The following is a 12,544-nucleotide window of genomic DNA, read 5'->3' as shown; positions in this document are numbered from 1 at the left end:
ACTGCCTACCTCGGTCCTACGTGACCAACGAAACTTCCTAAGACAGCCTTTAGCAGGACTAAACAATGAGTCGCCAATTGCACGCCCAGACTTATGTCTGGCTGCACGTGTTTTCCTGTGCCGCGCGGCACTTGTCATTCACCCGATGCGCCGAAGAGTTGCACATCACGCCGGGTGCGGTCAGTCAGCAAATCCGACAGCTGGAAGAGCGACTGGGCTTTCGCCTGTTTCACCGTCGTGCTCGCGGCGTGGAATTGAGCGCTGAAGGCCAGCGACTGGCCATCACGGTCAACGAGGCTTACGGCAGCATCGATGCGGAATTGCGACGACTGGACGCCGGAATGATCAGCGGGATTCTGCGGGTACGTTCGATTCCATCGTTCCTGAGCAAATGGCTGACACCACGTCTGCCACGTTTGCAGCAGCGATTCCCGGACATTCAATTACGGCTGGTGGCCGAAGACAGCAGCGTGCCACTACACGAAGGCGACTTCGATTTGGCCATCGACCTGAATGACGGCAGCTATCCCGGTTTGTTATCCACAACCTTGCTCGACGAACAGATATTCCCGGTCTGTTCCCCAAGCCTGCTGCGCGGCCGGCCGCCGCTACATGGTCCGGCGGATCTGCTGCACTTTCCGTTGCTGCACGACATCACCGCCTGGCGCGGCAGCTACGAGTACGCGGAATGGGAGTTTTACCTCAACGCCATCGGTTTCGAGGGCGCGGACGTGCGGCGTGGGCACACCTTCAATCGCAATCATCTGACCATCGAAGCGGCGATTGCCGGAATGGGCGTGGCGATTGCGCGACGAACGTTGCTTAACGATGAGCTGGAGCGGGGAACGTTGATCGTGCCGTTTGGCTTGGCGGTGCCCAATCACAAGCGTTACGTGCTGCTCTATGCGCCGGGGGCGCTGAGCCATCCGGGCGTGCGCGCGGTGCATGACTGGCTGGTGGAGGAGGCGGGGATATTTCGTAGTTTGCATCCGCTGGCGGAGCGGCAGATGTGAGTAATTGTGACTGAAGAGCGATGGGACCCAACTCCCGACCTTAACAGCGCTTTTGCTCCTTGTCCGGCTTTTTTTGCGAATCAAAATTTATCTTTTTTTAGGGGTTGAATTGTTCTGCGAGCAGACCGATTGTGTAAGTAAGAGGTCACGGTGATGACGCCCAAGGGCCAGCCGAAGGGCCTCTCGCGAGCTAGCTGAAATAAGGGATGAACTATGCAAATCCAAGTCAACAGCGATAACCATATTCAAAGCAGCATCCGACTGGAGGAGTGGGTACGTACTACCATTGAGAGCACGCTCGAACGTTATGAAGAGGACCTGACACGCGTCGAGGTTCATCTGCGGGACGAGAACGGCGACAAGCCCGGTCCCCATGACATGCGCTGTCAGCTGGAAGCGCGGCCAAAAGGCCACCAACCGATTTCTGTCACCCATAAAGCCGCAAACCTGGAACTGGCGATCGACGGTGCGGCCGAGAAACTTGAACATGCGCTTGAGCACCTGTTCGGCAAACTGCGGGGCAAACCACGTGCCGCTGTGGTGCCGTTCGAGAGAGTCGCAGCCGATGCGCTGCTGGAAGACGAGTTTCTCGAGAACGAACAGGCTGCGCAAAACGGCTGATATTTGTTTCGGTTTTTACCTTCCACCACTGACAAACGGGTCTGCTTATGCAGGCCCGTTTTGGTTTCAGGGGATGGTGATTTCTGTAGCTTCATGAATACCTGTGGCGAGGGGATTTATCCCCGTTCGGCTGCGAAGCAGTCGCCAATCCTGCCTAGTAGTATGTCGGGAAGAATGCAGGGGGCCGCTTCGCAGCCCAACGGGGATAAATCCCCTCGCCACAAGAGTGTCAGGCTTTAGAGGTCATTGGATCAGAACGCTACAGACGTCTGCACATAAACTGTCCTTGGCTCCCCCGCATACTTGCCCTTGTTGTTGTCATCAAACGAGCGGGTAAAGTACTGATGGTTGAAGATGTTCTTCACCCCCACCGCTACATTCAAGTCCGATAACTTCGGCCCGAAGTCATACGCCGCGCGGCTGCTGAACAGCATGTACCCAGGAATCTTGCCGGTGCTGCCATCAGCACTTTCAACCGAGGTGTTGGCGTTGTCGGCAAACTGATCGCTCTGATAGCTGCTGTCCAGGTTTAGTTTCCACGCGCCTTCGGTGTAACCCACGCCAATCGTCCCTTTGTGTTTCGAGGAGAACGGCACACGATTGCCCTTGTTCGGCCCGTCTTCGCGGATGTTCGCGTCCACATAGGCGTAAGTGGCGTAGACATCGAAACCAGCCAGCGAAGGGCTCAAGTCATCGAGGGCATAGTTGACGCTGGTTTCGAAACCTTGATGGCGAGTTTCGCCACGGGCGATCACCGAGTCGTTGGTCTGGTTGCTTTCGTACTGGTTGTCGAAGTTGATCAGGAACGCGCCGATCTCTGCCCGCAGCGCACCGTTGTCATAACGGGTGCCCAGTTCCCAGGTACGCGCCTTTTCCGGTTTCACTTCACCACTGGTCACCCGATTAGGCATCTGGCTGTATTGCACGCTGCCGAACGAGCCTTCGGTATTGGCGTAGAGGTTCCAGGTGTCGGTCACGTGATAGAGCACGTTCAGCGCCGGCAGCGCCGTGTTGTAGTCGCCCTTGTACTTTACGTTCGTCAGGTTGTTGGTTTGTTGCGATTCGATCATCTCGTAGCGAATGCCCGGGGTGAAGGTCCACTTGCCGATGTCGATCCGGTCGTCGACGAAGAACGCATTGGCCTCGGTGCCGCCTCGGGTGTCGCGGTCGTTGCGGCTGTTGGTGGTCGGGTATTCGTTGCTGGCGATCGGCGTGCGATAGCGTAACTCGTGGCCGGCTTCGTTGATGTAGCGATAGCCGACGCCGACTTCATGGCTGGTCGGGCCGACATCGAAGCCCTGGGCAAAACGGGTTTCCAGGCCGCGCACCCAATACTCGCGAGGCGACAGTGAGAGGAACGTGCCCTGATCCAGATAGCCGCTGCGCAACGTCTTGGTGAAGAAGGTATTGGCGGTGAATTCCCGGCGATCTTCCTGATAGCGATAGCCAACGTTGAACATCGTCCGTCGGCCCCAGAACTGGTCTTTCGGACGCGTCGACTGGTAAGGATCCGCATCGTAATCGGCGACGTTCAGGCCGCCGGGCATGTCGGCCTTGCCTTCGTAATACTGGGCCATCGCATTGAAGCTGTTGGCGTCGTCGAGCTGGTATTTACCCTTGAGGATCAGGTCGTCGATTTCGGTATCGCTGTGTTCTCGCCAGTCGCCACCGCGCGTACCGGAATACAACAATGCACCGCCCAGACCGTTGTCGGCAGTACCGCCGGCCAGCAGGTTACCAGTGGTCTTGAAACCGTCGTGGCTGGAGGAAGGACTGGTTTCGGTCTGAAAACCACCCTTGACCGTTGGCTCATCGGGAATCGCCCGGGTCACGAAGTTGACCACGCCGCCGACGTTCTGCGGCCCGTAACGTACGGCACCGCCGCCACGCACCACGTCCACCGCGTCCATGTTGCCCATGCTGATCGGTGCAAACGACAACTGCGGCTGACCATAAGGTGCGAAGGGCACCGGAATGCCATCCATCAATACCGTCGAGCGCGAGGCCAGTCGCGGATTGAGCCCGCGTATGCCGAAGTTCAGCGCCATGTCATGGCTGCCGGTGCCGTTGTTGTCCGGCGCATTCACGCCGGGGATGCGGTTGAGTACGTCCTTGGCCTGAGTTGCGCCCTGGCGTTCGAACTCTTCGCGGCGGATCACGTCACGCGCGCCGGGATGCTCGAAGACGTTGATTGGCGCCGCATCGCCGAGCCAGTCGCCGACGACTTTGGAGGTGTCCAGTTCCAGCGCGGTATCGCCCACCGGTTGCAGGCTGAAGGCATTATCACCTTCGGCGCGGGCTTGCAGGCCGGTGCCTTCGAGCAAGGCGTTCAAACCTTGCTCAGGGGTGTAGTTGCCTTCCAGACCGCGACTCTGTACGCCGCTGGTAACTTGCGAGCCAAAGGAAATCAGCACGCCGGCTTCACGGCCGAACTGGTTGAGGGCGTTTTCCAGCGAGGACGGGGCGATGTGATACGGCTTGGCGTCAGCGGCGTGTGCCAGCGCTACAGCGCCGAAACTCAGGCTGGCGCCCAGCAAGAGTTGGCGTAAGGTGCGGGCCAGCGGGGTGAGGCGGTTGGGTTGCATGGACGACGATCCTGAGAAGGTGGAATCAAGGTGGCTTTCCTTCTCTGTCACGCCAGATCTGAAAAACGGCTCATTTATTTAGACGATCATTACGCACGTGCCTCAACCGTCACCCAATACCGGGTAAACCGCTTCACTTTCACCGGCATGCTGATTTCCAGCAGATCAAGAATCCGTTCGCTGTCATCCACTGGATATGTCCCGGAGATCAGCAAATCCGCGACCTTCGCATCGCAATTGAGTTGCCCGCGGCGATAGCGACCGAGTTCGTTGAGGAAATCGCCGAGGCGCATGTGCGCGGCCACCAGCATGCCGTCGACCCAGGCGCCGCTGTTGGCGTCCAGTGGCACAGCGTTTGCGATGCCTTTTGCGCCAAAGCTCAACTGTCGGGTGCTTTGCAGTATCAGCGGTGAACCACCGTCGGGCGTCAATTCAACGCTGCCTTCGAACACCGCCACCTGGGTGTGATCGGCAAACTGCCTCACGTTCATACGCGCGCCTTGAGTCTTCAACAGGCCTTGGGCGGTACGAACTTCAAACGCTTGGGCGGCAGTGAGCAGCATCTCGCCTTCGAGCAAACGGATCAGCCGTTGTTGACCTTCAACGCGTACATCCACGGCGCTGGCGGTATTGAGCTGTAACTGATTGCCATCACAGAGCGGCACCTTGCGTCGCTGGCCGACCGGGCTGCGGAAGTCGGCCAGCAACGGCATCAGCGGAATGTGCTCGCGCATGCCCCAAGTGACCGCCGAACCCGCGCCGAGAATCAGCAACAGCTTCAACGCCTGACGACGGCCGGCGGATTTCGGCGCGTTGAGGGCGGCGTGGGCCAATGGCGAAGACAAACCGCGCAAGCGCTGATTGACCCGCTGGATATGTTCCCAAGCCCGTCGATGTTCACCGTGAGCATCGAGCCATTGCTGCCAGGCAATTTGCTGGCGCGGGGTTAACGGCCCTTGCTGCATTTCCATCAACCAATGCACCGCCTGTTCGGCGACTTGGGATGAAAAGTCCGGTGGGGAGTTTATTGAGTTGTTCATAGGGCGAAATAGCAGCGCATGGCCGCTTTGTTCAGATGACGTTTGACCGTGGCGATGGAAATCCGCAACTCGGCGGCGATCTGTGGATAAGTCAGGCCATCGACCTGCGCCAGCAGAAACGCGCGCTTGACCAGGCGCGGCAGGCCATCGAGCAACTGATCAAGTTCCATCAGGGTTTGCAGGATGATTGCCCGCTCTTCCTCTGACGGCGCCACGACTTCCGGCATCAGCGCCAGCGCATCGAGGTAGGCCCGCTCCAGATCCTGACGGCGGTAATGATTGCACAGCACGCGCTTGGCGATGGTGGTGAGGAACGCTCGCGGTTCGATGATCTGCGGTGTTTCCCGTGCGGTCAGCACCCGCATGAAGGTGTCCTGGGCCAAATCCGCGGCGTTGTCCGGGCAGCCGAGCTTGCGCCGCAACCAACCGGTGAGCCAGTTGTGATGGGCGTGATAGAGGACTTCGACGGTATTGGCTGGCTGCAACGGGACCACTCCGAGCGTATTCGGATGCTTTAGAGAACAAGAATTGTTCGCATTGTAGTGGTGGGTACCCATATCCGGCAATCGACGGTATCGACGATCTCATCGGACTCTTTTGCGTATGAGAATATTTATCATTAATATTGCGGCCTTGTTGGTCCCGTGACGTTCACGGGGCCTCACCCGTTTCAAGGTCGAAACATGAAAGGCAAAATCACCGCGCTCCCCGTTTCCTACCGACTGGCCGTCACTTCCCGAGTGCTGGCCGCTGTGCTGGGGGGTTACCTCGTCGCGGCATTGGCCAGTGTCAGCCTGACGATGTGGCTGCCCATGGCTCGCGGCGAAGCGGTGGTCACCGGGATGATGACCTCGTTTCTGGTGTATCTGGTCGCCGTACTCTGGTGCTTTGCCTGTCGCAGTGCGTGGCAAGCCTGGTTCGGATTGATCGTGCCAAGCGTGGTTTTGGCGGCCGTGTCGGGGCTGGCGTACTGGATGGGCCACTCATGAAAGAGGGCTTTCGACAGGCCATGGCCTGGCTGCACACCTGGGCCGGGTTGATCTTCGGCTGGCTGCTGTTCGCGATTTTCCTGACCGGCACGCTCGCCTATTTCAAGGATGAGATCAGCCACTGGATGCAGCCGGAAATTCCCGCCCGTGCAGTGTCCTCCGAAGCCAGTCTGACCTTGGCTCAGCACTACCTTGAGCAGCACGCCGCCGGTGCCTCGCGATGGCTCATCGATTTGCCGGATGCTCGCGAACCCGGGCTGTCGGTGAGGTGGCAGCAAGCACCGGCCAAGCCCGGCACGCGCGGTCAATTCACCGAAAAACTCCTCGATCCGCAAACCGGCGCAGAAGTTCAGGGCCGGGACACCCGCGGTGGCGAGTTCTTTTACCGCTTCCACTTTCAGCTGCAGATGCCCTATCCGTGGGGGCGCTGGCTGTCGACCATCGCAGCGATGGTGATGTTCGTCGCGCTGATCAGCGGGATCATCACCCACAAGAAAATCTTCAAGGACTTCTTCACCTTCCGCCCGCGCAAGGGCCAGCGCTCCTGGCTCGACGGGCACAACGCAGTGGGCGTTCTGGTGTTGCCGTTTCATCTGATGATCACTTACAGCAGCCTGGTGATTTTCATGTCGATGGTGATGCCAGCGAGCATCCTTGCCTCGTACAAAGGTGATGTCGAGGCGTTTTACGATGAGGTGTTTCCGGCATCCAATACGCCCGACATCGCAGGCAAACCGGGCCAGTTGGTACCGATGGCACCGCTGCTGGAACGGGCCAGCGAGCAATGGTCGGGCGGGCGGGCCGGGCGGCTGACGGTGAACAATCCAGGCGATGCGAATGCCTCGGTCATTCTTGTGCGTGACGGCGCCGACCAAGTGGTCCACGACTTTGGCAGCGCGTTGACATTCAACGGCGTGACCGGGCAGCTACTCAGCATGACGCCGAAGCAAGCACTGCCGATGGCGATTGCCGGCAGTTTCTACGGCTTGCACATGGGCCATTTCGCCGGCCCGGTGTTGCGCTGGCTGTACTTCATTTGTGGTTTGGCGGGCACTGCGATGATCGGTACCGGGCTGGTGATCTGGCTTGGCAAGCGTCAGCTCAAACATGCGAAGAGCGGTGTGATGCCGTTTGAGTTGCGACTGGTGGAAGTCCTGAACATCGCCAGCATGTCGGGGTTGATGGTCGCAGTGGCGGCGTTCTTCTGGGCCAATCGATTGTTGCCGGTCGGAATGGCCGGGCGGGCGGATTGGGAAGTGACCAGCTTCTTCATTGTCTGGGGCTTGAGTGTGTTGCACGCCATGGTCCGCCGTGGTCGCGCCGCGTGGGTCGAACAGTTGGCGCTGGCGGCGTTGCTGTTCTGTGCGGTGCCGCTGCTGAACGCGCTGACCACGCCTTATCACTTGGGCGTCACCCTGATGCAGGGCGATTGGGCCATGGCCGGTTTCGATTTGACGTGCCTGGGCAGTGGTCTGTTTTTCGCGTGGGCTGCGTGGAAAATGCAGCGCGCGGGGCAGGCTGGAATCGTCACCCGACCGCGGGCGAAATCGATAGCGCTTGCGCAAGAGGCGCACTGAATGTTCCTGGCCTTGTTGCTGTGCTACGGCGGTTTCACCGCGCTCTGTTTATCGATGGATCGGCATCACGTCGAACTGTTGGGGCGCAAGCCCTCGGCCCGTCGCCGCCAGGGGATGAAACTTGGTGGCTGGCTGTTGCTGGCGTTATCGCTGTGGGCTGCGGTGTCGTCGACGGGGTGGGGGCTTGGATTGGTGGAGTGGTTTGCAGTGTTGATGCTAAGCGCTCTGGTGCTGGTGTTGTTGATGCCATATCGTCCGCGCCTGGCCTTGGCGTTGGCCGGGTTGAGCGTACTCGCCAGCCCCGTCGCCGTGTTTGCGCAGGGCTGACCTGATGATCACCAGCCCCCCGGAATCCCATGACGAGGAACATCGTGGTGCGCGTGCGCATTTCCTGCAGGTGTTCCTTTCCCAGCGTTCGCAAATGGAAGCGCTGGTGAGCCGTCGTGTCGGTTGTCGGGCGACGGCCGCGGACCTGGTGCAGGACTTGTTCCTGCGTTTCTGGCGTCGGCCGCTGGTGCAGGTCGAAGAACTCAGCACTTACCTGTTGCGCTGCGCCGGCAACATCGCCATCGACCATTTGCGCAGCGAAGGCACGCGGGTGCGGGTCAACGAGGGCTGGATGCCGGATCAACCGGACAGCCACGGCAGCGAACCGCAAGCGGCGTTGGAGGCGGGCAACGACTTGCGTCACGTCGAAGCGGCGTTGCGTGCGCTGCCTGAGCGCACGCGGCAGATTTTTTTGCTCAACCGTATTCACGGGCGTAAATACGCCGAAATCGCCAAGGCCATGGGTTTGTCCCAAAGCGCCGTGGAAAAACATATGATGCGCGCCCTCGAGGCTTGCAAGGCCAGCCTGCGGGAACCCGAACCGCGCACGCCAGGGAAAGCACCGTGAACAACACCGAACGCGTCACCCCGACGCCCGCTCAGGAGCAGGCGGCCTTCGCCTGGCTGAGTCTGTTGCATGACCAGCCCAGCAGCGGCGATCAGGCCACCTTCAGTCATTGGTTACAGGCCGATCCCGCCCATGCCGAGGCTTACGCACAGGCGCAGGTGGTGTGGGAGTTGACCGAAACACCGGCCCGAACACTGGCCGATGAAGACGCGTTTGCCTTGCAGGGTTACCTCAACGCGATGAATCGCTCGCGCCGTACCAGCGTTCGGCGTTGGTCCGGGGCGTTGGCGATGGCCGCGTGTCTGGTGCTGATGATTGGCTTCGGTGCTGGCTGGCAACCGTCGCGCTGGGTCGATGATCTGGGCGCGGACTATGTGTCGGCGCCGGGGGAAATTCGCACCGTCACGTTGGCGGATCAGTCGCAAGTTACGCTGGATGCTGACAGCGCGATTGCGGTGGATTTCAGTCGTGGTGAGCGGCACGTTCAGCTGCGGCGCGGTGCCGGATTTTTCAACGTGACGCACAATGGCGAGCCGTTTGTGGTGGACGCTGAAAAAGGTCAGGCGCGGGTGCTGGGGACTCAGTTCGAAGTGCGTCTGCAACCGCACGGCGCGCAGGTTACGGTGTTGTCCGGGCGGGTTGGTGTGACGGCGGACAAGCACGCCCCACAACAAATCCTGACGGCTGGCCAGCAAGTGGCGTATGGCGAGGGTTCTGCGGAAAAACTCCGTGCGGTCGACAGCGAAGCGCAGTTGGCATGGCGTCAGGGCTGGCTCAATTACTACAAGGCGACACTCGCCGACGTGGTGCAAGACCTTGGGCGTTATTACCCGGGACGGATTGTGCTGCTCAACGATGAACTCGCGGCGTGGCGAGTCAGTGGCAGCTTTGCGAGCAAGGATCCGCAAGCGGTGTTGAGTTCGTTGCAAGGGGTGTTGGGGTTTGAGCAGCACAAAGTTCTGGGGCATCTGATTATTTTGCGTTGAGGCGGATTGCCTCTTCGCGAGCAGGCTCGCTCCCACATTATTGGATCTCCGTCGTACATAAATTCTGTGATCACTGGAGATCTACTGTGGGAGCGAGCCTGCTCGCGATGGTGTCAGATCAAACGCCACATCACTTAGATAAAAAATATTTTCAACTTTCTGGTGAGGTAAACCCCGACGCCATCCGTGTAGTGACTGAAACTGCGAGTCATTCGCATCCGTTGCGGTTCTACACAGGTCATGAGCAATGAAGTCCAGGGCAAAATCGGGTTCGGTCAAACAATGGTTGGGTACGTGTGCCTTGAGCTTTTCGGCGTTGGCATTGCTGCCGTTGAGTATGGCGGTGGCGGCTGAGGCCAGCAGTGCCCGACAGAGTGCGCCGTTCAGCTTCGCAATAGCCGCCAAACCGCTGCCCCTGGCCTTGAGCGACTTCAGCCGGATCACCGGCATCAGCGTGGTCTACACCGATGAGGCGCCTTACGGCATCAACGCTCCAGCGCTCAGCGGACAGATGAGTGCCGAGCAAGCAATGCAGCGTTTGCTCAGCGGTTCGGGTCTTACCTTCCGCCGTACCGACGGCCACACATTGGTGCTGGAGCCGTTGCCTACCGATGGCGCCTTGAACCTGGGCGCGACCACCATCACCTCGGTGGTCGATCAATCCATGAGCTATCAGCCGCCGCCCACCAGTTCGGTGATGCGCTCATCGGCCTTGCGTCAGGAAATCCCCCAGACCGTCAACGTGGTTCCGGCTCAGGTTATTCGTGATCAAGCGCCGCGCAATCTGGATGATGCGCTGGCCAACGTCAGCGGCATTACTCAAGGCAACACACTGGCGAGCACTCAGGACTCGGTGATGACTCGCGGTTTCGGCGACAACCGTAACGGCTCGATCATGCGCGACGGCATGCCGATCGTGCAGGGCCGTGGCATGAATGCGACCGTAGACCGGGTCGAAGTCCTCAAGGGCCCGGCCTCGCTGCTTTACGGCATTCAAGACCCGGGCGGCGTGGTGAACATGGTCAGCAAAAAGCCCGAGCTTGAGCAGTACAACGCGTTGACCCTGCGTGGCTCGACCTATGGCGACGGCAAAAACGGCAGCGGTGGCGGTCTCGACAGCACCGGTGCGCTGGGTGATTCCGGGCTGGCCTATCGCATGGTCCTGGACCACGAAGACGAAGACTACTGGCGCAATTTCGGCACCCATCGCGAGACATTGGTAGCACCGTCCCTGGCCTGGTTCGGCGAAAGCACCAAGCTGCTGTTCTCCTACGAACACCGCGAGTTTCTGACCCCGTTCGACCGTGGCACGGTGATCGACCCGCGTGACAATCATCCGCTGGACATCTCCCGCGAGCGTCGCCTCGACGAGCCCTTCAACAACATGGAAGGCCGCTCGGACCTCTATCACTTCGAGGCCGATCACGAACTTAATGACAACTGGAAAGCCCACTTCGGCTACAGCTGGAACCGCGAAACCTACGACGCCAGCCAGGTGCGCATCACCGCCATCGACACCAAGAAGGGCACGTTGACCCGCAGCATGGACGGCACTCAAAACGCTATCAGCACCGACCGCTTCACCACCGCCAGCCTTGAAGGCAATGTCCAGCTCGCGGGGATGAAACATGACCTGGTGTTCGGCGTCGATGATGAATACCGCAAGATCTACCGCGAAGACCTGATCCGCCAGAAAAGCCTGAGCACCTTCAGTTACATCAACCCGGTGTATGGCCGCGAAGTCGCCGGCACCACGGTCAGCCCGGCCGACAGTGCGCAGACTGATAAACTGCGCAGCGATTCGGTATTCCTCCAGGACTCGATCCACCTGACCGATCAATGGATTTTCGTCGCTGGCGCGCGCTTCCAGGAATACGACCAGTACGCGGGCAAAGGCGTACCGTTCAAGGCCAACACCGACAGCAATGGCCAGAAATGGGTGCCTCGCGCCGGTCTGGTGTATCGCTACACCGATGAACTGTCGTTCTACGGCAGCTACACCGAGTCGTTCAAACCCAACTCAACCATCGCACCGTTGAGCGGCAGCAGCACCGTGCTGGACGGCAGCGTCGCGCCGGAAGAAGCCAAGTCCTGGGAAGTCGGCGCCAAGCTCGACATGCCGGGCCGCGTCACCGGTAACGTCGCGCTGTTCGATATCAAGAAGCGCAACGTGCTGGTGGCCAACTCCGAAGGTCCGGTGACGATCTACAGCGCCGCCGGCGAAGTGCGTTCCCGAGGTCTGGAAGTGGACCTGAGCGGTCAGTTGAGTGATCGCTGGAGCATGATTGGCAGCTATGCCTACACCGATGCCGAAGTCACCGAAGACCCGACCTACAAAGGCAAGAAACTGCAAAACGTCGCCAAGAATAGCGGCTCGCTGTCGGCGGTTTATGACTTCGGCACCATCGTCGGTGGCGATCAGCTACGGGTCGGTGCGGGGGCGCGGTATGTCGGTGAGCGCGCGGGTAACGCGGTGAACGATTTCGACCTGCCGAGCTACACCGTGGCCGATGCGTTCGCCACGTACGACACCAAAGTCGAAGGGCAGAAGGTCAAGTTCCAGCTCAACGTGAAGAACCTGTTTGACCGCACCTACTACACCTCGGCGGCGAGCCGGTTCTTTGTGTCGATGGGGGATTCGCGACAGGTGTCGCTGTCCAGCACGTTGGAGTTTTAGGGCAGGTTCAAGATCGACCCCTCATCGGAACGCCGCCCGCCCATCCCTCTCCCCACGGGGGAGAGGGGGAAAGGGAGCAGATCTCCAAGCTTTTCAAAGCCTGAGTTCGACTTGATCTTTCAGGTCGATGTAGCTCTAAGAACACCTCGGTCAGTCCCCTC

Annotated in this window: 11 protein-coding genes; 8 read left to right on the top strand and 3 right to left on the bottom strand. The window is 59.7% G+C overall.

The features are described 5' to 3' along the window. The first annotated feature begins 65 nt into the window (after positions 1-65). Complete coding sequence (locus ACYZUA_RS26960; RefSeq protein ID WP_461961298.1) at positions 66-1,013, top strand: LysR substrate-binding domain-containing protein; 948 nt, start codon at positions 66-68, stop codon at positions 1,011-1,013. Between the two features lie 213 nt (positions 1,014-1,226). After that, positions 1,227-1,634, top strand: coding sequence for an HPF/RaiA family ribosome-associated protein (locus ACYZUA_RS26955; RefSeq protein WP_008150614.1), 408 nt, complete (start codon positions 1,227-1,229; stop codon positions 1,632-1,634). 251 nt (positions 1,635-1,885) lie between these two features. Here ACYZUA_RS26955 and fecA read toward each other — a convergent pair whose 3' ends face one another. The 3 genes from fecA to ACYZUA_RS26940 form a co-directional block, all read right to left on the bottom strand. Continuing rightward, complete coding sequence (gene fecA, locus ACYZUA_RS26950) at positions 1,886-4,219, bottom strand: TonB-dependent Fe(3+) dicitrate receptor FecA (RefSeq protein WP_461961297.1); 2,334 nt, start codon at positions 4,217-4,219, stop codon at positions 1,886-1,888. An 89-nt stretch (positions 4,220-4,308) separates the two neighbouring features. Beyond that, a complete protein-coding gene (locus ACYZUA_RS26945) occupies positions 4,309-5,247 on the bottom strand; it encodes a FecR domain-containing protein (RefSeq protein WP_461964132.1) in 939 nt (312 codons plus the stop codon). Between the two features lie 8 nt (positions 5,248-5,255). Continuing rightward, entirely contained in the window at positions 5,256-5,744 is a 489-nt protein-coding gene (locus tag ACYZUA_RS26940) for a sigma-70 family RNA polymerase sigma factor (protein ID WP_461961296.1), read from the bottom strand. 198 nt (positions 5,745-5,942) lie between these two features. On the opposite strand from ACYZUA_RS26940, the gene ACYZUA_RS26935 reads away from it, so the two are divergent. The 6 genes from ACYZUA_RS26935 to ACYZUA_RS26910 all read left to right on the top strand — a co-directional run bounded on the left by ACYZUA_RS26935 (position 5,943) and on the right by ACYZUA_RS26910 (position 12,383). Then, positions 5,943-6,248 (top strand): DUF3649 domain-containing protein, encoded by a 306-nt coding sequence (locus ACYZUA_RS26935; protein ID WP_095129394.1) that lies wholly within the window; start codon positions 5,943-5,945, stop codon positions 6,246-6,248. After that, positions 6,245-7,825, top strand: a complete 1,581-nt coding sequence (locus ACYZUA_RS26930; protein WP_461961295.1) for a PepSY-associated TM helix domain-containing protein — start codon at positions 6,245-6,247, stop codon at positions 7,823-7,825. Before ACYZUA_RS26935 ends, ACYZUA_RS26930 begins: the two co-directional genes overlap by 4 nt. Next, positions 7,826-8,152 (top strand): DUF3325 domain-containing protein, encoded by a 327-nt coding sequence (locus ACYZUA_RS26925; protein WP_461961294.1) that lies wholly within the window; start codon positions 7,826-7,828, stop codon positions 8,150-8,152. A gap of 4 nt (positions 8,153-8,156) precedes the next feature. Then, positions 8,157-8,720 (top strand): RNA polymerase sigma factor, encoded by a 564-nt coding sequence (locus ACYZUA_RS26920; RefSeq protein WP_461961293.1) that lies wholly within the window; start codon positions 8,157-8,159, stop codon positions 8,718-8,720. Beyond that, on the top strand, positions 8,717-9,706 hold the full coding sequence (locus tag ACYZUA_RS26915) for a FecR family protein (protein ID WP_461961292.1): 990 nt from the start codon (positions 8,717-8,719) through the stop codon (positions 9,704-9,706). The genes ACYZUA_RS26920 and ACYZUA_RS26915 overlap by 4 nt, the downstream gene beginning before the upstream one ends. 247 nt (positions 9,707-9,953) lie before the next feature. Then, positions 9,954-12,383 (top strand): TonB-dependent siderophore receptor, encoded by a 2,430-nt coding sequence (locus ACYZUA_RS26910; protein WP_461961291.1) that lies wholly within the window; start codon positions 9,954-9,956, stop codon positions 12,381-12,383. Positions 12,384-12,544 lie beyond the last annotated feature (161 nt).

This window comes from Pseudomonas sp. LS2P72, from assembly GCF_054897865.1.
Note: the sequence above shows the minus strand (reverse complement) of the source record. Positions and strands in the feature narration are given on the sequence as shown.

What these genes read in the sequence shown, in the direction of transcription:
- ACYZUA_RS26960 (WP_461961298.1), top strand. Translation starts at nt 66, where the DNA reads ATGAGTCGCCAATTGCACGCCCAGACTTATGTCTGGCTGCACGTGTTT.
- ACYZUA_RS26955 (WP_008150614.1), top strand. Translation starts at nt 1,227, where the DNA reads ATGCAAATCCAAGTCAACAGCGATAACCATATTCAAAGCAGCATCCGA.
- fecA (WP_461961297.1), bottom strand. Translation starts at nt 4,219, where the DNA reads ATGCAACCCAACCGCCTCACCCCGCTGGCCCGCACCTTACGCCAACTC.
- ACYZUA_RS26935 (WP_095129394.1), top strand. Translation starts at nt 5,943, where the DNA reads ATGAAAGGCAAAATCACCGCGCTCCCCGTTTCCTACCGACTGGCCGTC.
- ACYZUA_RS26930 (WP_461961295.1), top strand. Translation starts at nt 6,245, where the DNA reads ATGAAAGAGGGCTTTCGACAGGCCATGGCCTGGCTGCACACCTGGGCC.
- ACYZUA_RS26925 (WP_461961294.1), top strand. Translation starts at nt 7,826, where the DNA reads ATGTTCCTGGCCTTGTTGCTGTGCTACGGCGGTTTCACCGCGCTCTGT.
- ACYZUA_RS26920 (WP_461961293.1), top strand. Translation starts at nt 8,157, where the DNA reads ATGATCACCAGCCCCCCGGAATCCCATGACGAGGAACATCGTGGTGCG.
- ACYZUA_RS26910 (WP_461961291.1), top strand. Translation starts at nt 9,954, where the DNA reads ATGAAGTCCAGGGCAAAATCGGGTTCGGTCAAACAATGGTTGGGTACG.